General features: G+C 41.8%; 19 protein-coding genes. 7 read left to right on the forward strand and 12 right to left on the reverse strand.

Going from position 1 to position 22861, the window contains the following annotated elements; all coding sequences use genetic code 11:
* Window positions 1-63: 63 nt before the first annotated feature.
* A complete protein-coding gene (locus tag CDG62_RS18265) occupies window positions 64-807 on the reverse strand; it encodes a TorF family putative porin (protein ID WP_087528397.1) in 744 nt (247 codons plus the stop codon).
* Window positions 808-1152: 345 nt separating this feature from the next.
* Window positions 1153-1923, reverse strand: a complete 771-nt coding sequence (locus CDG62_RS18270) for a TorF family putative porin (protein WP_087528375.1) — start codon at window positions 1921-1923, stop codon at window positions 1153-1155.
* Between the two features lie 459 nt (window positions 1924-2382).
* On the opposite strand from CDG62_RS18270, the gene CDG62_RS18275 reads away from it, so the two are divergent.
* Window positions 2383-3729 carry an OprD family outer membrane porin gene (locus CDG62_RS18275; RefSeq protein WP_087528398.1) on the forward strand — a complete coding sequence of 449 codons (1347 nt, stop codon included), beginning with the start codon at window positions 2383-2385 and terminating at the stop codon, window positions 3727-3729.
* A gap of 104 nt (window positions 3730-3833) precedes the next feature.
* On the opposite strand, the gene ppa is transcribed toward CDG62_RS18275, so the two are convergent.
* Both ppa and CDG62_RS18285 read right to left on the reverse strand, forming a co-directional pair.
* Entirely contained in the window at window positions 3834-4358 is a 525-nt protein-coding gene (ppa, locus tag CDG62_RS18280) for an inorganic diphosphatase (protein WP_004692877.1), read from the reverse strand.
* Between the two features lie 117 nt (window positions 4359-4475).
* Complete coding sequence (locus CDG62_RS18285) at window positions 4476-4880, reverse strand: MAPEG family protein (RefSeq protein ID WP_005401007.1); 405 nt, start codon at window positions 4878-4880, stop codon at window positions 4476-4478.
* Window positions 4881-4987: 107 nt separating this feature from the next.
* Here CDG62_RS18285 and CDG62_RS18290 point away from each other — a divergent pair, with 107 nt between their 5' ends.
* A complete protein-coding gene (locus tag CDG62_RS18290) occupies window positions 4988-5368 on the forward strand; it encodes a hypothetical protein (RefSeq protein ID WP_062033321.1) in 381 nt (126 codons plus the stop codon).
* 47 nt (window positions 5369-5415) lie between these two features.
* Here CDG62_RS18290 and CDG62_RS18295 read toward each other — a convergent pair whose 3' ends face one another.
* From CDG62_RS18295 to CDG62_RS18320, 6 genes are all read right to left on the reverse strand, one after another.
* Entirely contained in the window at window positions 5416-7095 is a 1680-nt protein-coding gene (locus CDG62_RS18295) for an AMP-binding protein (protein ID WP_087528376.1), read from the reverse strand.
* A 148-nt stretch (window positions 7096-7243) separates the two neighbouring features.
* Window positions 7244-9463, reverse strand: coding sequence for a DNA topoisomerase IV subunit A (gene parC / locus CDG62_RS18300; protein WP_087528377.1), 2220 nt, complete (start codon window positions 9461-9463; stop codon window positions 7244-7246).
* Window positions 9464-9985: 522 nt separating this feature from the next.
* Entirely contained in the window at window positions 9986-11305 is a 1320-nt protein-coding gene (locus CDG62_RS18305) for an MFS transporter (protein WP_087528379.1), read from the reverse strand.
* 104 nt (window positions 11306-11409) lie between these two features.
* Window positions 11410-12054, reverse strand: coding sequence for a trimeric intracellular cation channel family protein (locus CDG62_RS18310; RefSeq protein ID WP_087528380.1), 645 nt, complete (start codon window positions 12052-12054; stop codon window positions 11410-11412).
* A 59-nt stretch (window positions 12055-12113) separates the two neighbouring features.
* Window positions 12114-12581 (reverse strand): YchJ family protein, encoded by a 468-nt coding sequence (locus CDG62_RS18315; protein WP_087528381.1) that lies wholly within the window; start codon window positions 12579-12581, stop codon window positions 12114-12116.
* Between the two features lie 70 nt (window positions 12582-12651).
* Entirely contained in the window at window positions 12652-14232 is a 1581-nt protein-coding gene (locus CDG62_RS18320; RefSeq protein WP_087528382.1) for a TerC family protein, read from the reverse strand.
* Between the two features lie 335 nt (window positions 14233-14567).
* Here CDG62_RS18320 and CDG62_RS18325 point away from each other — a divergent pair, with 335 nt between their 5' ends.
* Window positions 14568-15188: a TIGR00730 family Rossman fold protein gene (locus CDG62_RS18325; protein ID WP_087528383.1), complete on the forward strand. Its 621-nt coding sequence runs from the start codon at window positions 14568-14570 to the stop codon at window positions 15186-15188.
* A gap of 71 nt (window positions 15189-15259) precedes the next feature.
* Here the strand turns inward: CDG62_RS18325 and CDG62_RS18330 are convergent, their stop codons facing one another.
* Window positions 15260-16234, reverse strand: coding sequence for a hypothetical protein (locus tag CDG62_RS18330; RefSeq protein WP_087528384.1), 975 nt, complete (start codon window positions 16232-16234; stop codon window positions 15260-15262).
* Window positions 16235-16399: 165 nt separating this feature from the next.
* On the reverse strand, window positions 16400-18307 hold the full coding sequence (locus CDG62_RS18335; RefSeq protein ID WP_087528386.1) for a choice-of-anchor I family protein: 1908 nt from the start codon (window positions 18305-18307) through the stop codon (window positions 16400-16402).
* 160 nt (window positions 18308-18467) lie between these two features.
* On the opposite strand from CDG62_RS18335, the gene mdtD reads away from it, so the two are divergent.
* The 4 genes from mdtD (at window position 18468) to CDG62_RS18360 (ending at window position 22836) form a co-directional block, all read left to right on the forward strand.
* Window positions 18468-19862, forward strand: a complete 1395-nt coding sequence (gene mdtD / locus CDG62_RS18340) for a multidrug transporter subunit MdtD (RefSeq protein ID WP_087528387.1) — start codon at window positions 18468-18470, stop codon at window positions 19860-19862.
* A gap of 98 nt (window positions 19863-19960) precedes the next feature.
* Window positions 19961-20746, forward strand: coding sequence for a GH25 family lysozyme (locus tag CDG62_RS18345; RefSeq protein WP_416232147.1), 786 nt, complete (start codon window positions 19961-19963; stop codon window positions 20744-20746).
* Window positions 20747-20880: 134 nt separating this feature from the next.
* Window positions 20881-21942, forward strand: coding sequence for a DNA polymerase IV (dinB, locus tag CDG62_RS18350; protein ID WP_087528389.1), 1062 nt, complete (start codon window positions 20881-20883; stop codon window positions 21940-21942).
* A gap of 537 nt (window positions 21943-22479) precedes the next feature.
* Window positions 22480-22836, forward strand: a complete 357-nt coding sequence (locus CDG62_RS18360) for a RidA family protein (protein WP_087528392.1) — start codon at window positions 22480-22482, stop codon at window positions 22834-22836.
* Window positions 22837-22861: the final 25 nt, after the last annotated feature.

Below are 22861 nucleotides of genomic sequence, written 5' to 3' on the forward strand. Positions count from 1 at the left end.
TAGCTATACAATAAAAAACCCAATCTATTTGATTGGGTTTTTTATTTTGAAACTCAGTGAAACTTAGAATGCATACTTCAAACCAAATACAACTTTGTTCTTTTGTTTCACGTCTGCACGGTCATATCCACCTAATGTGTAATTCATACTTGCCGTTAGACCTGTATCTGCCAATGGCTTACTAACACCTATGTCAAAATGACGGAAACCAAAACTTTCTGTTGTACCCAAAGCTTCCTCATAATCACCAGAATCTTGATAAGCATATAAACCTAAAGCTGTATCTAAACTGAAGTCATTTGGCAGTGGGTAACTATAAGTTGCTTTAATATATGTATCACCCGCATTTCCCCATGTTGTATCTTCAAGTAAAGTTTGTGCCGTTACGCCAAAATCTTTGTATTTCAAACCCAACATGGTTTCAAAACCATTGGTATCCGTATTATCAGTTTCATAGTAATAATAATACGTTGTACCAATGGTATAGCCTAAATCAGCATTTATCGAACCGTTGTAACCTGCATAGAAGTCATTTTCAAATGCATCACGCCCTTCTTCTACCAATGAATAACCGAGTGTTGATCCCCACCAACCCGCATAAAAGCCCGATGCATGGCTATAGTCCAAACCACCTTGAATAGTTGCATCTTCATTTTCAGGCGTATTGGTAATACCACGTAGGTTATAGCTTGAAAAAACGCCAATATTCCCCGAAACAGAATGTGCTGAAGTTGTTTCATCTGCGAAAGTGAATGTAGAAGCTGAAGCCACCACAGCTAGAGATAATGCTTTAAGTGCAAATTTCATTGTTTGATTCCCCCACATCGTATCCGACGTTTTTTGGTTATTTCGATAAACTCATGTAGGTATTAGCAATAGCTATGCCACATTCAATTCAATATCAAATACACTATTCGCGATATAAATTTAAATTATTGTTTTTATTTAATTTATATAAAAAATAAAAAATAAATCTCACCCTCAGCTTGATCGTTAAACATCTTCAATAAGAATTGAAGTCAAGCTCATCAAGCAAACATAATTGTTTACAATATGCGCTATTTTGAGACTCATCTTTAGTGCGCACGTTTTTTAGTGCATAAAAAAAGTGCACCCCAATCAATCCGGACGCACTTTTCATATCTACAACATTTAGAAGTTATAAGTTAAACCCAGCACCAGATGGTCATCCAAATCCTCTGCCATACGATTATGTACGCCATAAATGTAATCTACAGACATCTCTATACCTGTCTCTGCAAAGGGTCTACTTAGGCCTAAACGAAGTTCATTAACAGTAAAATTCTTCTCTGTAGTGAGTATGGCATCATCATGCTGACGATAAACCGATGCACCAATTGAACTATTGAATTGAAAGTTTTGGGGAAGTGCATAATGATGTGCAAGGCTTAAATAGGTATCGCCTGCATTGGCATAGCTCACATCCACTAAAGCCACAGTGACGCCTACATCAAAGTCTTTATAGCTCAAACTATTTACAAATTCCGCTCCAGTTGTACTTCGCCGTTCTGTTCGATCTTCACTATAAACCGAGCCGCCATCATTATATAAATAAGTCACAATATGCGAACGGTAGCTTAAATCGGGACTGAGTGTACCTGCATAACCCACATAAAAATCATGCTCAACACCGTGATCTTTACTGACATCCGCTGCATCATAATTTAATGTCGAACCCCAATAACCAGCATATAACCCCGATGTATGTTCATACTCAAGCCCTGCTTGCAGGGTCGGCTGGTCATTTTCAATACCGCCACGATAGATATACTGACTGAGCACAGCAAGGCTCCCACTGAGTCCTCCTTGTGAGCTTTGTTGCTGTGGCTCAGTTGCGTTGGCCGAAATACTGCCAGTGAAAAAAATTAAAAATAGTGCAATTTTATGTGAATTCTTATGCATTTAAGCTCTCAAAATTTCTTTAGACATGAATCATTTACTGACTCCATACACATAAATTTTAAAGCTATTTTTTAACAATAGGTCAATTTTAATTAGGCAACTGCTGTGTAATTCATCGTTTGCCAATCTCACTATTGGATCTTTTGAACTGATCCCAGAAGCCAAGAAGTAGTCGAACGCTTTGATTCATAGGCGGAAAAAACCTCACAACCTATATATTATATTTTGCGATACATATTAAAAAATAGAATTAAGAATAGAAAAATAATTCAATGTTTTATAAAGATTTATTTTAGTAAACCGAACATTTTAACCAAAATTAAAATATTTCAAACACATCACTTACAAAAAAATGCATTACTTTAGTTGAATATGTTAAATAAAAATGACAATTTTTTAGCGATTACTTATACAATTGCTGCTCTCTTTCCATGCAATTTGTATAAGGTTCGCTCCCCAATGCAAAACACAAAAAAATTAGCATTAGCAGTTTTAGTACAAACTGCCCTCATCTCAACAGCTTTTGCGAGTGAGCAAAGTGAATCTAAAGGTTTCGTTGAGGACGCTGAAGGATCAGTGTTATTCCGTACTGGTTATTTAAGTCGTGATAAAACCAACTACCGTGACAATACTACTGGCTTAGAAAAGCAAGTAGACGACACAAGTTCTGCAGCTCAAACAGCAATGGTTAAAATTGAGTCTGGTTATACCAAAGGTATTGTTGGTTTTGGTGTTGGTATCATCGGAGATGCTTCATTCAAACTTGGTGATAACGATAATGCTGGTAATGGCATGATTCCTCAGCACCCAGATGGCTCTGCATATGACCACTGGGCTCGTGGTGGTGGTATCGTCAAAGCTCGTATTTCAAATACTGAAGTGCGTTATGGTACTCAAGTACTCGACCTACCTGTATTAGCAAGTAACACTGCACGTTTAGTCCCTGAATACTTTGAAGGTGTATTAGCAACAAGCCGTGAAATTAACGGTCTTGAGTTAACTGCGGGTAAATTTACCAAGAACCAATATTCAGACCAAATCAAAAGTGATGGCAATGAATTAGATCGTGCTGTCGTTTGGGGTGCAAAATATAAATTTAATGATGCACTCAATGCATCTTATTTTGGTACTGATATCAAGGATCGTTTAGATCGTCATTATGTGAATGCCAACTATAAACAAGCGCTTGCGAACAATAGCTCATTGACCTATGACTTCAGTGGTTACCATACAAAATGGGATACTAAAGCTGATGGTAGTGCGTATACATACTCACATACGACCAGTGATCTAACCGACTTAAGCAACAATATTTGGGCTATTTCTGGAACCTATAACACAGGTAACCATAATGTCATGATGGCTTACCAACAAAACACGGGTAATACTGGTTATGACTATGGTTTAGGTAAAGGTGTGGGTGACGGTCATCAGACTATTTACTTACCAAACTCTTACCTTTCAGACTTCATTGGTAACGATGAAAAATCAGTACAACTTCAATATACTTATGACTTCGCAGGTTTGAATGTTCCTGGTTTAAGCTGGACGACTGCATATGTTTATGGTTGGGATATTGATGTTGCAGACTTAAGCAACCGTTCACAATTGATTGTAGACAATGCTACAGAGCGTGAATTCTTTAACCAAGTAAAATATACAGTCCAGTCTGGTTTTGCCAAAGATGCGAGCTTACGTTTACGTCACTCTTACTACCGTGCAAGCGATGAGTACCAAGCAGGCAATTACATCGGTGACACCAACGAATGGCGTATTTGGTTAGACATTCCTGTGAAATTCTTCTAATTTCTACGGAAAAACTAATCTAATAAAAAAAACCTGCACATTGTGCAGGTTTTTTATTGAAGCCTTCAATCAAACACAGTTCAATTGAGGCTTCACAGACGGGGTTATTTTGCTGCTTCGATTGCTTTAAGCACTTCTTGCTTCGCAACTTCAGAACCTTCCCAACCTGTTAATTTAACCCACTTCCCTGGCTCTAAGTCTTTATAGTGCGCGAAGAAGTGTTCAACTTGTTGAATCAGTAAAGGTGGAAGATCGGTATATTCTTTCACGTCTTTATAAATTGGTGTTAATTTGTCGTGTGGTACTGCGATCAATTTCGCATCGATACCACCATCATCTTCCATGTTCAATTTACCTACAGGACGGCAACGAATCACTGAACCTGGTTCAACTGGATGTGGCGTTACTACAAGCACGTCTAATGGGTCACCATCTTCAGACAAGGTGTTTGGCACATAACCATAGTTTGCTGGGTAGAACATTGCAGTACCCATGAAACGATCTACAAAAAGTGCATCCGAATCTTTATCAATTTCATATTTAATTGGTGCTGCATTTGCAGGAATTTCGATGATCACGTAGATATCGTTCGGTGCATCTTTACCCGCAGGGATATTGCTGTAGCTCATAACATCACTCTTTAACAAGTTAAATCTTTTAAAAAACCGCATCGATTATAACGGTTTTTGAGAAAAAATATTTCTGCGATTATACATCCACTGGGTGAAAATATGTATGTTTCGCACTTAGCCCATCGTCAGTCGAATGACCAACAATAATAAACAAATAGGACACAATAGTGATAAGAGCCAAACGATCGAACGAAGCGTTGACCAGTTGGCTAAATAGCAAATACCATACACCACTCGAAAGACAAGATAGGCAATACCAAAAGTCATGGTGACTACTTGCGGAATCACCATATACTCAGCCATTAAGATGGCTGCAATAAATAACGGTAAACTCTCAAAGCTATTTTGCTGTGCTGCATTAGCACGTGCTGCCAGACCAGTCGTCTTGGCGAGAAATTCACGCGGATGTTGATTATCCTTGGCGCGAAATCCTGCTGTTTTTTTAGCAATGATTGTAAATACGTAAGGCAGTAAACAAGCAATTAAAATGAGATAAATAATCCCGCTAATGCTTTGCATTGGTTTTTTCTCATCAAGATCATTTCAAAAGCTATCATAGCATGGCATTCGGAGGATAAATTTGGTTAAATTATAGTGTTTTTATAATTTCCCGATGAGACTCCAGCATGGCTAGCCCTGATCAAAAAGAAATGTTCGACGTGCTCGAAATTCAGCGTCAACATCAACGCCAAGTGGATCGTGTTTTAAAAATTGTGCTTCCTGTTACGGCATTTTTATTGGCGGTCATTTGTGCCAATATGAATATTGGTTCGACCCTTGGCACACTGGTCATGCTGATCATTGCATTTTGGATGGTCGGGATTAAACGTCAAAACCTATGGTCTTGGTTACTTGCAGTGACCGTCTATTGTCTGATCGATAATATACTGAGCTTTGGTAGTTTTGCTTTTCCAGCTTTTAGTCGTCAGTGCGGTACGATGCTGACCTTTGTTGGCATTTTGGGCATTGGCCGTCCCTATATCGACCGCTGGTTAATGAAGAATTAAATGCGAACATAAAAAAAAGCGCCTGACGGCGCTTTTTTTATTTGAACTTAAGCTGTTTTACGTAAATCTTTACGCAGGATTTTACCTACGTTTGATTTCGGTAACTCATCCATGAATTCAACATAACGCGGACGTTTGTAACCCGTTAAGTTTTCTTTCGCAAATGCTAATACTTCTTCTGTAGTTAAAGATGGATCTTTCTTCACCACAAATAGTTTTGGTACCTCACCTGATTTTTCATCAGGTACACCAATAGCAGCCACTTCCAATACTTTAGGATGCTTTGAAACCACTTCTTCAATTTCTGAAGGGTAAACGTTAAAGCCTGACACTAAAATCATGTCTTTCTTACGGTCTACAATTTTTACATAGCCGCGAGGGTCCATGATCCCAATGTCACCCGTACGGAAGAAACCATCTTCAGTCATCACTTTAGCTGTTTCATCTGGACGGTTCCAATAGCCACGCATCACTTGTGGACCACGGATTGAAATCTCACCTTGTTCACCCAGTGCAACTTCCTTGCCGTCATCATCCAAAATTGCAACTTCAGTTAGTGGCAATGGGATACCAATCGTGCCACTGAACTCTTCTGACGCTGGCGGATTTGCTGTTGCCACAGGTGAAGTTTCAGATAGGCCGTAACCTTCAATGATGTTGGTTCCAGTAATTCGCTTCCACGCTTCTGCTGTAGAAGGAAGCACAGCCATACCACCGCCCATCGCCATTTTCAATTTGCTGTGGTCGAGTTGCTTAAACTCTTCATTGTTCACTAAAGCATTAAATAGTGTATTCACTGCTGGGAAGAATGACGGTTGATATTTACGTAATTCTTTCATCACCGCAGGTAAGTCACGCGGGTTTGGAATCAAAACGTTGGCTTGGCCTTTGTACATGCCGTACATCGCACAAACCATGAATGCAAAGATATGATATAGCGGTAATGCACAGAAAATGCGGTCATCAGGCTGACCATCTTGTGCACCAAATTTACTTTGGAAAATACCATCACACTGCAACATGTTCGCCACAAGGTTGCGATGCGTCAGTTCTGCACCTTTAGATACCCCTGTAGTGCCGCCAGTATACTGAAGCACTGCTGTGTCACTTAACGTTAAGTTCGGGCGCTTATAGTTACTCGCGCTGACTTTCGACATGGCTGCGTTAAAGCGAATATGGCCAGGAATATTCCATGCTGGAATTTGCTTACGCACAGAACGTAATACGAAGTTCACCAGTGTGCCTTTTAATGCACCTAACATGTCACCTACAGAGGCAATCACGACATGTTTAACTGGCGTTTTACCATTAATCGCTTGATAAACAGAGGCAAAGTTTTCAATGATCACCAAAACTTCTGAACCCGAGTCATTTAACTGATGTTCAAGTTCGCGCGCGGTATACAGTGGATTGACGTTAACAAGTACTAAACCTGCACGGAATACACCCAAAGCAACGATAGGATACTGAAGAACGTTCGGCATCATCACAGCGACACGTGAGCCTTTTGCTAGACCCAAACTTTGTAAATACGTTGCAAATTTACGGCTTGCTTCTTCTAACTCATTAAAAGTGAGCACTTTATCCATAAAGATAAAAGCATCACGAGAGCCAAATTTTTGGAAATTTCGTTCAAAAACATCGACTAATGATGTGTTTTCTGGTGGCAATTCTACAGTCTCTGGAATCCCCGTTTTTTGGTATTCTGCGAACCAAATTTTTTCCATATCGCCCGATTCTCCTATCAGTAATCCTTAAATTTCAACTATTGTTCTCAATATTAAGCGCTCTTTATTTAACTTCTGTTGCTTAATACTGCATCCATTTCCCACATACATACCATATATAACGTATTTTGATCGATGGATGCTAGTTTTATCTCTGAACTAACAGTTTATTTGCTTTTTGATAACCACGTGGTAATAACTGCCCTTTTGATGCTCTTTTACCTATGTATTTTTGCAAGTCATCACCCTTCAATTTTAATTGCTGCTGTCCTGCAACGACTTGCAGTATTTCATCTAGCGTTAATCTTGTCATGAATACAATTTGATCTTTCTCTTCAAGTTGTATCAATTTATTACCTTTACCTTTATTCAAAATAGGCAACTCTGACAACTCTAAAATCAACAAACGACCCGTTGAGGTCAATAACGCCAAATGGGTGGCCTGATCAACACTGGTTAACGGCATAACTGTAGCTTTTTCAGGTAAGGTCAGGAACGCTTTACCTGCTTTTGCATTGGTATCTAACTGTTTTGCCTGTGTTTTAAAACCGTACCCTTTACTGCTCAGCGCTATGACTTCGGCTTCATCATCAGCAATGAAGACTTGTTTAAATCCAACGCCACTGGCTGGAGATAATTTTGAACTCAACGGTTCGCCCAGACCACGCGCGGAAGGCAGGCTATTAATGGCTAGGGCATAACTACGCCCTGACTCATCTAGCACATACACGCGCTGATTCGATTTGCCTTGTGCATGACTGAGGTATTGATCGCCTGCACGGAAATTCAAGTTTTCAGCATCAACTTCATGACCTTTGGCTGAACGAATCCACCCTGCTTCAGACAACACCACAGTCACAGGATCAGCAGGCATGAAATCTTGCTCACTCATCGCCGTCGCTTCTGCACGATGTACGATTGGTGAACGACGGTCATCACCATATTTTTTCGCATCATCTTTGAGTTCATTGATGATCAAAGCTTTTAAAGACTCAGGATTGGCCAACTGTTCACGAATCAGTGCAGCTTTGGCTTCTAAATCTTCTTGCTCACGGCGCATTTCCATTTCTTCAAGTCGGGCCAAATGACGTAACTTGAGTTCTAAAATGGCTTCGGCCTGAATATCATCAATATTAAAACGTGACATCAACTCCGCTTTGGGCTGTTCTTCTTCACGAATAATACGAATCACTTCATCAATATTTAAATAGGCAATAATCAAACCGCCCAAAATATGTAAGCGTTTTTCAATTTTATTCAGGTGATATTGTAGGCGACGGGTAACCGTTTCCTTTCGAATTTCAATCCATTCCAACAAAATACGACGAATTGATTTCACTTGTGGACGGCCATCCGCACCAATCATGTTCATATTGACACGATAGCTCGACTCTAAATCGGTTGTTGCAAAAAGGTGACTCATCACCGCTTCAGCATCAATCCGATTTGAGCGCAGTACAATCACCAAACGGGTTGGGTTTTGATGATCCGATTCATCTCGTACATCGCTCACCAAAGGCAGTTTTTTCGCCTGCATTTGATCTGCAATTTGCGAAATAACTTTCGAACCTGACACTTGATAAGGCAAGTCCGTGATCACAATTTCATTTTTTTCAATGTGATACACCGAACGCATACGGTAACTGCCCCGACCTGTACTTTGTATTTTTAACAGCTCTTCAGGTGACGTAATAATTTCTGCTTTGGTCGGCAAATCGGGTGCAGGAATGTATTCTGCAACTTTTTCATCGCTTAAATTTGGATTACGAATTAAGGCAATAGTGCCTTTCACGACTTCACGCAGGTTGTGCGGAGGAATGTCCGTAGCCATACCAACTGCAATGCCTGTGGTGCCATTTAACAAAATATTCGGAATACGTGCAGGTAAAGTCACTGGCTCTTTTAAGGAACCATCAAAGTTGTCCTGCCAATCACAAGTCCCCTGTCCCAGTTCAGACAAAAGCACTTCGCTATACTGTGAAAGTTTGGCTTCGGTATAACGCATTGCCGCGAACGATTTCGGATCATCGGGCGACCCCCAGTTACCTTGACCTTCAATAAACGGATAACGATAACTAAAAGGCTGTGCCATCAGTACCATCGCTTCATAGCAGGCCAAATCACCATGTGGATGATACTTACCGAGCACATCGCCGACGGTACGCGCAGATTTCTTGGGTTTACCGCTGTGTTTCAGCCCCAATTCACTCATGGCATACACAATACGGCGTTGTACAGGTTTTAAACCATCGCTGATATGCGGTAAGGCACGATCCATGATCACGTACATGGCGTAATTGAGATATGCTTGTTCAGTAAATTCTGCTACGGAACGGTTTTCTGTCGCTTGATGCGCAAGGTTCGTCATAACAACCTGTCATCCTAATTAATCGTTTTTTGTTTAAGTTCTTATGCTATGTCGCAGGCTCTGCCTATACAAGTGAAAGCGTACACCACTACGACAAATTGCGTCTTTAGATGTTCCTAGTGTCGTAAAATTATCCATTTTTTTTAAAATGAGCAACTAATTATTTTTAAGTTCAGTAGCCGTGTTCATCTCTGCGCATCAATGATAATGGTTAAGCAACTTTAGCCCACTTAACTTGATCGATACGATCGACAAAAAATCCTATCATCCTCAGCGATACAACGAATCAGGTATATTGCATCAATCAAGCAGTGAATATTTAAAAGGTCTCATCATTAACAAGATCTTCATTTATCAAAATGCAACGTTGATAGGCCACATATTGGTTAAGCAGATTCAATTTCTTTATTGTTCAGTTGGATCTGGTTATTGGTCAGATCCATTATCTAGATTTTATCTTGAATTTTGTTGAAGACTAAGAGTCTCAGCACATCTGCCCCTCAATCTTCAGCATGAACTAAATTACAGTCCAATTTCTTCCAATGTTTTGCCTTTGGTCTCTTCACCCAAAATTAAAATCACTGCTGCCACCGCAAGCAATACCGCGGTAAACATCATGAAAATCGCACTAAATCCATTACTCTGTACCATCATATGCGTCACCACCATCGGTGCGACAATACCGCCCATACGACCAATGGCCGATGCCCAGCCCGAGCCAAAAGCTCGGATATTGGTTGGATATTGCTCTGGGGTATAGGTATACAACACACCCCATGCACCGAGATTAAAGAATGACATCAAACAACCCCAGAACATGATCATGCTCACAGTGTCAGCTTGACCAAAGAAATAGGCCGAAACTGCACACATGCCAATAAAACCAGCTAAGGTTGCTTTACGTCCAAGTTTTTCGACCAGCCATGCTGCGGCCACATAGCCTGGAAGCTGTGCCAAAATCATCACCAGTACATATTCAAAAGACTGAACAATGCTATACCCCTGCTTCACCAGTAAACTTGGCAACCACGTAAAAATGCCATAATAAGAGTACACAATGCCAAACCAAATCAGCCATAACATCAAAGTTCTACGTGCAAATGCACCCGACCAAAGCTGAGTAAAAGACACATTCTTTTTTTCTGCCACAGGTTTGACAATGATATGTTCAACGACTTCAACGCCACATTGACGTTCAATCTGCTGCACCAAAGCGTGCGCTTCTACAATTCGACCACGGTTGATGAGATAAGGAATTGACTCGGGCACTTTTAACCAAATGACAATAGCATACAGTGCGGGAATCCCGCCCATCAAAAAAGCCATATGCCAGCCAAACTTTGGAATCACAAAATACGCCACTAAGGCAGCACACAACCAACCTAAGCCCCAAAAACTTTCTAACAGTACGATAAAACGCCCACGCACCTGTGCAGGAATATATTCACTGACCAAGGTCACTGCTACTGGCAACTGTCCACCCAAACCGAGACCCACAATGAAACGAAACACCAATAACCACGTTAAGTTTGGGGCAAAGGCACAGGCCGCAGTCGCCAAACTATAAATCACTAATGTTGCAGCAAAAACTGTTTTACGTCCGATACGGTCGGCTAAACCGCCCGAGCACACTGCACCAATCGCCATTCCGACAAAGCCAATTGAGACCACCCAACCTTTCTCGGTTGGGCTCATGTGCCAGTCTTCGGCCATTTTTGCCAAAATAAAAGAAATCAGCCCCGTATCCATGGCATCGAACATCCAGCCCAAGCCAATGACCCACAATAGTGTGTAGTGAAATTTACCAATCGGTAAGCGTTGTATGCGAGAAACTAAATCCATAGCTCGGCCTCTAAAGCGGGAAAAAGATAGCAGGCTGCTTTCTCAACAGGCTTTATCATTATGTGCTTTTTTTATACAAATAAGGCAGTCAAATCACTGCTATTTTAGCTCGCATCTTTCGAGGAAGCAGATTGCTCATCGTCGTCTTTATAAATGAATTTCGGCATTTCTAAGCCGAAGTAAATCGCGATTAAACGTAAGCTAAAACCAAAGATCAAAGTCGAAATCACGGTCAGCTCAAGTGACAAACCGAGCTGAATACAGCCCCAATAGAAAATCACCGCGACAAAAGAAATACTGGCATACAGTTCACGGCGGAACACCAAAGGGACGTCATTACACAAAATATCACGCAAGATACCGCCCGAGACTCCTGTAAGGACTCCAGCAACCGCAGACACCACAAAACCATGTCCCATTTCTAAGGCAATTTGACAGCCGATGATGGTAAAACCAATCAGGCCTAAGGCATCGAGCACCAAGAAAATATTGCGTAAATGACGCATCCACTTGGCAATCAAAATCGTCATAAAAGCGGCAAAACACGTCAGCATCAAATATTCAGGATGCTTGACCCACGTCAGCGGATAATGCCCTAACAGTACATCGCGGACGGAACCTCCGCCCAGTGCTGTGACACAGGCAATAATCACCACACCAAACCAATCCATACTACGCCGACCCGCCGACAGTGCACCTGTCATTGCCTCTGCTGTGATCGCTATAATATAAATAATAGTGAGTAACATCGCCTGGATTCCATATAGGCTAATTGATGCGCGCTATTCTAAGCCAAATTTGCTTAGAATTATAAAAATTGTGCACAACATTGTTTAAATTTTTTCCCAGAACCACAGATGCACGCTTGTTTCATGGTGATTTGCATTTCAGTGGTTGGATCTAAAAAATACCACGCCTCGGCATGTTTCACAAAATGTGAAATTTCATGATGTATCTGTGGCGATGTGCCATCATGATAATGGGCTTTGAACTCGACCATGGCATGGTTTTTATCGAGTTTTTCATTGGCCTGTACGACGTCTAACTTCAACCATTGGTTGCTTCGGCTCCACTCTGCAATGGCTGCAACATCTAGAGCCTGTTGCTGCCCCAATGCTGTGGTTTGCACAATGTAATCAATTTGCTGTTTGGCAAAAGCACTATAACGTGAGCGCATAAGTTGAGCCGCGCTCTGTGCATGACTTTGTCCCAAGTGCAAAGGCTGACAGCACTGCTTATATTCGCCCTGTCCACACGGACACTCAACAATACTCATGATTTTTCCATAAAAAATAGCTCGACATTGCGAGCTATTTTAACCTGTTCAAACCAGATTAAGGTTTATTTTAAGATGATTCCTTGTGCAGATCCGACTGTGGAATCACATGTACTTTTTCAATTTTGTGCCCATCCATTGTCACCACTTCAAAAATACAACCATCGGCTTCAAGGCTAGAGCCATTCTCAGGTAAACGGCCTAAATGAAATAAGATATAGCCTGACAAGGTTGAGTATTGCTCGGACTCATCAACCAAATCACGATCCAACAATAACGACACATGGCGAATATCGGTTGAGCCATCGAGCATCAAGCTACCATCTTCTAAACTTTCAGCCACATTGTCTTCAGCATCTTCATCGGGGAACTCCCCTGCAATCGCCTCTAGCACATCAATCGGCGTAGCAATTCCTTCAATTGAACCGTATTCATTTAAGACCAAAGCCATTTGTAGTGGGGCTTGACGCAGTTGCTCCATCACCATCAGGACTTGCGCATTTTCATGCACAATCACAGGTTCACGTAAATGTTTATCAAAATCGAGTACGCCCGTTTCGATGTATTCATTTAAAACTTTATGGGTCAGCACCACACCTGCAATGTTGTCTAGCTCGCCCCGTGCCACGATTAAACGTGAGTGCGTAATACTGAGCAATTGTGATTTGATCGAGTCTTCATCATCCTCTAAATCAATCCATTCCAACTCTGGACGTGGTGTCATCACGGACTTCACAGGACGCTCAGACAACCCCAATACACCTTGCACCAAGACACTATGGTAGACCCCATTTTCTGGATCAAACACTTCATCTGCATAAGCACGCGTTGCCAGTACATCTTCAGGTTCAGAGGTATGGTCATTACCTTTACCTCCCAACATCCGCAGCACCGCAGACGCAGTTTTATAGCGAAGGTCTGTGGTGGTGACCATTTTTTCTTGATTACGGCGCATGGTTTGGTTGATAAATTCAACAATCACTGAGAAACCAATCGCGGCATATAAATAACCTTTTGGAATATGGAAACCAAAGCCTTCTACAATCAAAGAGAAACCGATCATCATCAGGAAGCCGAGACATAAAATCACTACGGTCGGATGTTTGTTGACGAATTCCATCAAGGCTTTCGATGCCCACAGCATAATGCCCACGGCGATAATCACCGCAATCATCATCACAGACAGGTGTTTAACCATACCGACCGCGGTAATCACCGAGTCTAAGGAAAACACAGCATCCAAAACCACAATTTGGACAATCACCATCCAAAACACAGCATTGGCTGGACTATCTTCTTTCTGAACCACTTTGGCATCAATGCGTTCATGCAGTTCCATGGTGCCTTTAAACAGTAAAAACACCCCGCCAAACAGAAGAATCAAATCCCGTCCTGAGAAAGGATGGTCGAAGATATGGAACAGTGGCTCGGTCAGTGTCACCACCCAAGCAATTGAGGCCAACAACACCAAACGCATCAAGAGTGCAAGGATCAAACCAACAACACGGGCCGTATTACGTTGTTCTGGTGGAAGTTTCTCTGCCAAAATCGCAATAAAAACCAAGTTATCAATCCCGAGCACAATTTCCAGCACCACCAAGGTGAGTAATCCTACCCACGCAGAAGGATCAGACATCCATTCAAATATCATGTGATCTGCTCCTGTCGAGGGGAAATATACGGTGCATAACGCAACTTAAGCTGATGAAAAGGAAGATTCAGCACCAATGGCTGTAATTTTTTTTCGGAAAACTGAAGATGTCTTGAGTGACAACTACCACTACCCATGTTCGTTCTTGTGTTGTAAAACAGGAAATCAGTATAGGCAAGATCTACATGAAATTCATCTTTTTTTCAAAAGTGCACGGTTTTAAAAGATTTAACAAATTATTACCCGATTGTTAGATTAAATACAGCTTGCTGTCACATTTCTTGCTTAAACTAAGAGAGAAAAAGTAGATAAAGCAAAAGGTAAAAACATACGCCATGAATAGTGAATTAAAAATATCCTCTCTCAATACTGATGCAAACGTTCAAACCACTCAACCGCTGATCGCACTTTACTGCGGTTCTCGTTCAGGCAACAAACCAATTTATCAAGAAAAAGCGATTGCACTGGCACAAGGTTTAGCTAAACAGGGTTTTGGCCTAGTTTATGGGGGAGCCAGCATCGGTCTCATGGGACAAGTGGCCGATGCCATGATTAGCCACGGCGGTGAAGCAGTTGGTGTTATCCCTGAGTTTATGCTGGATTATGAAATTGCACACAACCAATTGACTGAGTTACATATTGTACAAACCATGCATGAACGCAAAGCCTTAATGGCTGAACGTGCAAGCGCCTTTGTCGCACTACCTGGTGGTTTAGGCACTTTTGAAGAAATTTTAGAAGTAGCCACCTGGGGGCAACTGAACCAACATCAAAAACCGATGATGATTTATAACGTCAATGGCTTCTATGATGCATTGATTACACAGTTGGATCATGCCGTAGAAGAAGGTTTTTTGCCGCCACAGCACCGTGCCAAACTGATTGTCTGTAACCATGCTGAACAGATTTATTCAGCAATTGCAAACTTGGGTAGCCCGAAGCACTTTGTGGTTTAAAGCTGTTTAAACACCTCAAAACACTCCATATACAAAAAGCGAGCTCAAGGCTCGCTTTTTAACAGCTTCGTTTATTGACCATAATTTGTGACAAAGTTGTAAAACCACGGCAGTGTGGTCGCCAAAAGCACTGACATGGCTAAACCAAACATCAACTTCATGGCATCTTTACTAACGTTACGCGAAGTACGGTGCTTATTCACCTCATCAAAAATCATCGACATAGCAAACTCACGACCGGCAAGTAAACCTAAAAATACCCATGTGGTACTCATTGGAATATTGCTCCACTCTTTGAAGACCAACAAAATCAGAGCATACATAAAGTCAATAATGGTCGCTGCGCGAATATCGGTGACACCTGTTTTAGTATCGACAATCTTCTGAATCGCACCACCACGTTGGTACAAAATCACCGCCAACAACACCACAAAGACTGTGATGGCAAACAGTAAAAATGAAAATGGCACTTGACGGGGTACATAGACGAAAATATTGGCCAAATCTTGAATCAGCCACTGACTCCACAGAAAGGCGGTAGAGACCCACTGTAGCCCAATCCAGATATGTGACGGTTCTTGGTTACGCGTTTTCGCAAAATACTTTGCAACTTGTCGCATCACAAAACGATAGACAATAATTGCAACCACAAAGGCCACCGCATAGCCCATCATCGATTTCACCATCATCGAGCCTAAACTTGCAGGCGAGAAAATGGTTAAAACCAAGAAAGTGGTACTGACGGGAATTCCGTATTTGGTTAAAAATAACAGTAAAATTGGTGGCACAATATATAGCCACGTGACCCCACCCTCAGGAAAAGGGATCGTTTCTAAACGGCCATATGATGCATCCCCCACACCGGATGCATACCAACCATAAATCAACACCACCACCAAAATGCTGCTGATAAAGAGCCAGAGTACCCACCACGGACGATGTGCATTGGATGAAATAAACGTACCTAATGTCTGTGGCACATCATTTCCGACGATAGAATAAGCGGCTAAACAGAAGCCTATCACCATCAAAATTTCGATTGTCATAAAACCAACCTTTTGAATAATTTATTCCAAGACAATGCCTTTGGACGTTTGCCAAAGATTATGACGGTTTTATTTCATTTTCATGACATCCTTGTCATATATTTTTTGTAGCGCCATAAAAAAGAGCACCACAGTGCTCTTTTTTAAGTTCAAAACTCAGTTTTCTTAATGAAGTTTGACTTCATAAACCGCCGTACTCCCACTAACTTCATTCCCCACAACCAAAAGCGGACGACCATTTGGTGAATTCTTCGCCGCGATGAAAATCAAACCTTCTGGGCCTAAGTCACCTTGTTTCGTGACTTCTGTTTCAGTGGTGTTGCGACGGTTCAGATACTGAACAAATTCAGCCTGATTCGGGTTGCTAATGTCATACACCATGATGCCACTGGCACGCTCAAGTCCAATAAAGGCAAAGGTCTTTTCACCAATTTTACCCAGTGTTACCCCTTCGGGTTCAGGACCTTTATTGTCACTGCGGTCATCAAATTTAAATGCTTCATGATTGCTATTAAATTGCTCTGGGAAAAGCTCTGCAATTTTTCGCTCAAACTCACTCCCAGAGTCCCATACAATCTGCTTGGTTTCAGGGTCAACAATACTCACCGAACGACCACCATAAGCATATAATTTGTCATATGTCAGACGACCATTTTCATCCAACTTCGGCAAACCTGTCAGTGGGTCTTTTTGATAACCTTGAGTCCAACTAATAGTCAAACGTCCAATGTGTGAATCCTTAATTAAATTGTCCGCACAAACTTCGCTGGCCTCAACCGTTTGACAAGGTTTAAACACCTCGGGGTTTAATTTTGCCCCTTTCACACCTGGTGCAAGCTGACGTAAATGTGCTGCATAATCGCCTTTGGCATCAAAGCCTGCTTTTTTAAACAAATGTTTGATACGTATCTCTTCTGCATAACCTGCACTTAGATCCCCGCTTTCAAAGTATTTGGCTTCATCCCTTAGCCATTCACGGGCATCCCCTTCATTGGCCGTGACCAAATAGGTTTTACCCTTGGCTTGATATTGTGCAATGGCATCGGGCATATACATACCATATAGCCCCGGCCAAGAGCGAATATTGATCATGCCTGCATCTTTTGCACATTCCGCAATACTACGCCCCGACGAGTCTTGACCAATAGCACAGTCACGGTCACTGCCATCTAAGGCATTTTCAGGCAAGCTATGGTCTTTGTAGCCCATAGGAAAAAGATCAACAAATTGATTTGTTTCTAAGTCTAAAACCCCAATCGCATTGTTTTCCTGTAAACTGACCCACGCCTTTTTTCCATCAGCACTGACTGCGATGTACTCAGGCTCCAAATCCTGTGCTACAGAGGTGGTTTGAATACCTACGGTCGCGACATTTGAGTATTGGCTGATGTCTGGACCAAAAATACGAATCCCTGCATCCAATAATTCTTGTTTACGGTCATTCCATGCTTGGAAGCCCGCAATGCTTGCTGTTGGTTTTTGAATGTCAGAAACATCAATAATACTAACCGAACCCTCAGGATCAATTTGATAACCCTCATTCGGTTCCGCCTCATTGGCGACCAACACCTTTCGACCATCAGGTGTGAAGGTTAGCATATCGGGTAAAGCACCAACCTTGACTTGACTGATAAAAGAGAGATCCTGTGCTTTAAAGAAAGCCACAATACCTGCTTGAGTTTTATCCTCAGCCTGAACCGCCAGTGCCACGATGCCATTATGTACCGCGACACTATTCACTTCGGAATTGGCTAAATAAGTTTTGGCATCCAAAGATTGGATATATATCGGTTGCGCTGGTTGGGAGAAATCTAGAACATCGACCATGCCTTTTTGTGCATTCACCACGAACAGACGCTTACTCGCAGTATCATAGGCGGGAATTTCAGCCGCACTCTGTCCAAATATCCCCGACTCATAACTTGCAAGATGAACCAGTTCAATACTATTCGGCGTGGCTTCCTCTACCATTGGTGGTGGTGTGATGGTTTGTGCATCATCACTGTCATTACACCCCGCTAATCCCAACCCCATGCATGCTAAAAAGACAGCACTATATGTTTTATTCATCATGATCTAAATGTCGGTTCAAATTCAACCAATGTATGACGCAAGGGTTGCAAACACATGACGTAGAGATGTCAATTTGATGGCAGGTGATAAATGCACTTTCACAACATCAGTTCTATATAAATTGAGCTAAACTATTTAAAATTTTCACTTTGTTGTGTCTATGAATCAAACGCCGACCCATCAAGCACTCGCTCCTGAATACCGTCTTTTGGTGCTTCTGGTTTCGATTGGCTTTTTTATGCAAGGCTTAGATACCACCATTGTGAATACCGCTCTACCCGCTATGGCAGCCAGTCTGAATGAAGACCCGCTCCAAATGCATAGTGTGGTCGTGGCCTATGTGCTTGCCGTTGCTACCTGTATTCCCTTGAGTGGTTGGCTCGCCGACCGTTTTGGGGTGCGCAATACCTATTTCAGCGCCATAATCATTTTTACCCTTGCATCACTGGGCTGTGGCTTTTCTGAAAGCTTAAATGAGTTATTGTTCTACCGTGTACTCCAAGGCATAGGTGGTGCATTATTGCTCCCTGTTGGTCGTTTAGCCATGCTCAAGGTCATTCCGCGGACACAGTTCTTATCGGCCATGAGTTTAATGAGTCTTGCGGGACTAATTGGCCCTCTGATTGGTCCAACACTCGGGGGCTGGTTGGTCGAAGTCAGTACATGGCATTGGATTTTCCTGATTAACCTCCCCATGGGGCTATTAGGAGTCTTGATTAGCTTTAAAGCCATGCCGAATGTCACTGAGCAGAATGTGCCAAGTTTTGACTTTTGGGGTTTTATCCTGTTGGTGATCACCATGGCAGGACTATCTTTAGGGATTGAAAATTTTGCCAGCCCACACCTAACTTTATGGTGGAGTATGGGGCTGATTGTAGTGAGCTTAGCGACTGCTCTTTGGTATGCCTATCATGCACATGCACATCAAAATGCACTATTTCGCAGTAAGCTGTTTCGTAATCGCATTTATGCCGTGGGTATTTTAGGTAACTTCTTTGCTCGCCTCGGTGGCAATGCCATGCCTTTTTTGATGCCACTTATGCTCCAAGTGGCTTTCGGTTTTGAACCCTTTGTGACGGGACTCTTGATGATTCCCACAGTGCTAGGTTCATTGGCATCCAAACCCATCATTCGTCACTTGATTCAGCACTTCGGTTATCGCCACGTGCTTTTGGTTAACACTTTGTTGGTCGGTGCATGTATCGCCAGTTTTGCCCTCAATACCGCAGATACCCCAACTTGGCTGCGTGCGCTACATTTCTTTGTTTTTGGCATGCTGAATTCACTGCAATTTGTGTCTATGAATACCCTCACGCTGAAAGATCTGCCGCAACAAGATGCCAGCAGTGGCAACAGTTTCTTGTCGATGATTATGATGGTGTCGATGAGTATTGGTGTGGCTTTGGCGGGTACTTTGGTCAATGTCTTTACGGCGTATTTGGGCACAGAGCATATCGTCATGGCATTCCATAATACCTTGATTGTATTGGGCTGTATTAACCTGATTACTGCTGCTATTTTTTGGCATATCCCCAAAGATACCGTAGATGAATAACAGATACAAAGTACAGCCTTTCACTGACCATAATCATCATGGTCAGTTCAGTAAATTCAAGCTATGATGATGAGCTAAAAATCAACACCTGCAAAAGCATGCCTGCAAGAAAAAAAGCCGCCTCTTCTCGAAAAACATCATTAGCCTATTACGCAGCCGCCTGTGTAATAGTGCTCTGTATCGGTCTCGGAATCACCTATTTTTTCTTACAAAACAATGTCGCATCTGCTCAAGAGTATCCAGTAAAAGGCTTTGATGTGTCTCATCATCAGGGCGACATCCAATGGCAATCCATTTCTCCTCAAGAGTTTAAATTCGTTTATTTAAAAGCTACCGAAGGTGGCGATTTCAAAGACCGTAAATTTCAGGACAACTGGCTCAAAGCCCGTGAACAAGGCTTTTTAGTCGGAGCCTATCATTTTTATCGTTTATGCCGTGATGGCCACATTCAGGCTCAGAACTTTATCAAAACTGTGCCGAAGAAAACTGATAGTTTGCCGCCTGTGATTGATTTGGAATATGACAGCAGCTGTATCAATACCTATACCAGAGAACAACTGCTCAAAGAAATTCAGGTCATGCATGACCAACTCTATCAACACTATGGTTTGCAACCTATTTTTTATACCTCCAAAGCATTTTATAATATTGTTTTGGTCGATGAGTTTAAAAAAACTCCCCTGTGGATTCGTGAATATCAAGGCCAACCTGAGCTCAAAGGCAATCCAAAATGGACCTTTTGGCAACACACCAGCCAAGGTCAAATTAAAGGTATACCGACCTTGGTGGATCTCAATGTATTTCAAGGCTCAGAACAGGATTGGATCAGCTTTTTAGAGCGCCAAGGGCTTTATCAACTGCCACAAAACTTACCAATCAAGTAAGCAGTTCCAAGCTCAGCATTGAAGTTCAAATACTAAAATACCCAGTCAAACTATGTCGCTTATGCCGCATGTAGGACTACGCAATCGATCTGAATAGTGCAATACTGACTTAGGTTTCAATATTAAAATTCAGCATGCGAAAAATCATTCACATCGACATGGATGCCTTCTATGCCTCAGTGGAGTTACTTGATCGTCCCGACTTAAAGCATTTACCTGTGGTGATTTCTTCACACCATCCTCGTGCCGTTATTGCAGCTGCATCCTACCCTGCACGTCGCTACGGACTCCGCTCTGCCATGTCGATGACTCAAGCTAAAAAACGCTGTCCTCAAGTGGTGGTGATTGAACCTAATTTTTCTAAATATCGTGCGGTCTCAGAGCAAATTCATGCAATTTTTCAGCGTTATACCACACTCATTGAACCGCTTTCCTTAGATGAAGCTTATTTAGATGTGACGGAAAATTTACAACAACTGGCCAGCGCCACAGAAGTCGCTGAACGCATCCGTGCTGATATTTTTCAGAGCACAGGACTGACCGCCTCTGCGGGTGTTGCGCCCAATAAGTTTCTAGCCAAAGTTGCGTCGGACTGGAATAAACCGAATGGTATCTGTGTGATTAAGCCCTCACACGTTCAGCAGTTTATTCAGCACTTGCCGCTTAAAAAAATTCCTGGGGTGGGTAAAGTTATGCAAGAAAAATTACATGCGCTCAAACTTGAAACTTTAGGTGATTTACAGCATATGGATGAAAATGTCCTGATTCATCATTTTGGCAAGTATGGTAAGCAGCTGTATCTATATGCACAAGGGATTGATGAGCGTCCGGTACAAGCGGAACGAGAACGTCAGCAAATTTCAAAAGAAACCACTTTTGATAATGATTTAACCATTGAACAATGTCTCCCATTTTGGCCCAAGTTGATTGCACAAGTCTGGCAAAGCTTGGAGAAAAAGCAACTGTATGCCCGTGGTGTCACCATCAAACTGAAACTAAAAAACTTTCAAACCCTACAGCACAGTAAAAGCTTCAAAATGCCATTAAAGCATCAAACTGAACTGCAAATGACCTTAGATATATTACTCAAAGAAATGCAAATTACGCCAGATCAACAATTTCGTCTTATCGGTGTCGGGGTCTATGCGCTTTCGACTCAAGAGCCTTTACCCCAGCTCTCTTTATGGTCGGACTGATTGCTCAATCAGTCATTTTTTAACCAAAAGAACAAAAATAATGCAATTTAGTATTCACAAACTGTGTTTTTAGAGTAATCTAATAGCGCGCTGCATTTATCCATGTAACCGCTGAGATGCTAAAACTTACCTTTACTTTTAGCATAAGTCCTGTGATTGGCGTGACGATCAAATCCGAAGATTACAGGGCATCTCTGATATTTATCATGGTATTCCCCTATATTGCAGAGTAGCACTCTACCATCACAACAATTTACTCCTAAAAAAAATACTTTTATAAAGCCTGTATAAGATTTCCCTATTGATTCAGTTCCTTCAACTTTTGTAATTTCCACATCGATATATTGATATCAATTATCCATTTATCTCCCTCTGTTCACTTTACCTACAGAAATAGATTTGATCCTTCACGCTGTAAAATTCTACACCTGATTGAAAGCCAATATCGTAGCCATCTGTCATACATGAGTTTGTGGTAGGCTATTGAACTACTTTTTATGTTCTATTTTTATACTCATCACACAGGATGCATACATCATGACGGTTCAACGTTTGCATGTCTCAAATCGTTTTTCTGAAGTTGCGATTGCTGGCAACCTCGTTCATTTGGCAGGTCAACTGGCGTCTGACTTTGATCTCGATATTAAAGGTCAAAGCCAACAAACATTCGACATGATCGACCAATTTTTAGCTGATGCAGGCACAGATAAAAGCCAGATTTTATCGGTGACGATTTATTTAAAAGACATTGAAAATGACTATGCGGCGTTCAATGAGGTTTGGGATGCTTGGGTTGCCGATATTGATGCATTACCACGTACCTGTGTTGAAGCTAAACTTTATGATCCACGAGTGTTGGTCGAGTTAACCGTTGTTGCAGTGAAACCTGCTTAAAAATACCCCCATCATAAAAATCATG

The sequence above is a fragment of the Acinetobacter sp. WCHA55 genome (assembly GCF_002165305.2).
Taxonomy (GTDB): Bacteria; Pseudomonadota; Gammaproteobacteria; order Pseudomonadales; family Moraxellaceae; genus Acinetobacter.

Bases quoted from the DNA above. Each gene is read 5' to 3' on its own strand.
- CDG62_RS18265 (WP_087528397.1), bottom strand. From the start codon at position 807: ATGAAATTTGCACTTAAAGCATTATCTCTAGCTGTGGTGGCTTCAGCT.
- CDG62_RS18270 (WP_087528375.1), bottom strand. From the start codon at position 1,923: ATGCATAAGAATTCACATAAAATTGCACTATTTTTAATTTTTTTCACT.
- CDG62_RS18275 (WP_087528398.1), top strand. From the start codon at position 2,383: ATGCAAAACACAAAAAAATTAGCATTAGCAGTTTTAGTACAAACTGCC.
- ppa (WP_004692877.1), bottom strand. From the start codon at position 4,358: ATGAGCTACAGCAATATCCCTGCGGGTAAAGATGCACCGAACGATATC.
- CDG62_RS18285 (WP_005401007.1), bottom strand. From the start codon at position 4,880: ATGCAAAGCATTAGCGGGATTATTTATCTCATTTTAATTGCTTGTTTA.
- CDG62_RS18290 (WP_062033321.1), top strand. From the start codon at position 4,988: ATGGCTAGCCCTGATCAAAAAGAAATGTTCGACGTGCTCGAAATTCAG.
- CDG62_RS18295 (WP_087528376.1), bottom strand. From the start codon at position 7,095: ATGGAAAAAATTTGGTTCGCAGAATACCAAAAAACGGGGATTCCAGAG.
- parC (WP_087528377.1), bottom strand. From the start codon at position 9,463: ATGACGAACCTTGCGCATCAAGCGACAGAAAACCGTTCCGTAGCAGAA.
- CDG62_RS18305 (WP_087528379.1), bottom strand. From the start codon at position 11,305: ATGGATTTAGTTTCTCGCATACAACGCTTACCGATTGGTAAATTTCAC.
- CDG62_RS18310 (WP_087528380.1), bottom strand. From the start codon at position 12,054: ATGTTACTCACTATTATTTATATTATAGCGATCACAGCAGAGGCAATG.
- CDG62_RS18315 (WP_087528381.1), bottom strand. From the start codon at position 12,581: ATGAGTATTGTTGAGTGTCCGTGTGGACAGGGCGAATATAAGCAGTGC.
- CDG62_RS18320 (WP_087528382.1), bottom strand. From the start codon at position 14,232: ATGATATTTGAATGGATGTCTGATCCTTCTGCGTGGGTAGGATTACTC.
- CDG62_RS18325 (WP_087528383.1), top strand. From the start codon at position 14,568: ATGAATAGTGAATTAAAAATATCCTCTCTCAATACTGATGCAAACGTT.
- CDG62_RS18330 (WP_087528384.1), bottom strand. From the start codon at position 16,234: ATGACAATCGAAATTTTGATGGTGATAGGCTTCTGTTTAGCCGCTTAT.
- CDG62_RS18335 (WP_087528386.1), bottom strand. From the start codon at position 18,307: ATGATGAATAAAACATATAGTGCTGTCTTTTTAGCATGCATGGGGTTG.
- mdtD (WP_087528387.1), top strand. From the start codon at position 18,468: ATGAATCAAACGCCGACCCATCAAGCACTCGCTCCTGAATACCGTCTT.
- CDG62_RS18345 (WP_416232147.1), top strand. From the start codon at position 19,961: ATGCCTGCAAGAAAAAAAGCCGCCTCTTCTCGAAAAACATCATTAGCC.
- dinB (WP_087528389.1), top strand. From the start codon at position 20,881: ATGCGAAAAATCATTCACATCGACATGGATGCCTTCTATGCCTCAGTG.
- CDG62_RS18360 (WP_087528392.1), top strand. From the start codon at position 22,480: ATGACGGTTCAACGTTTGCATGTCTCAAATCGTTTTTCTGAAGTTGCG.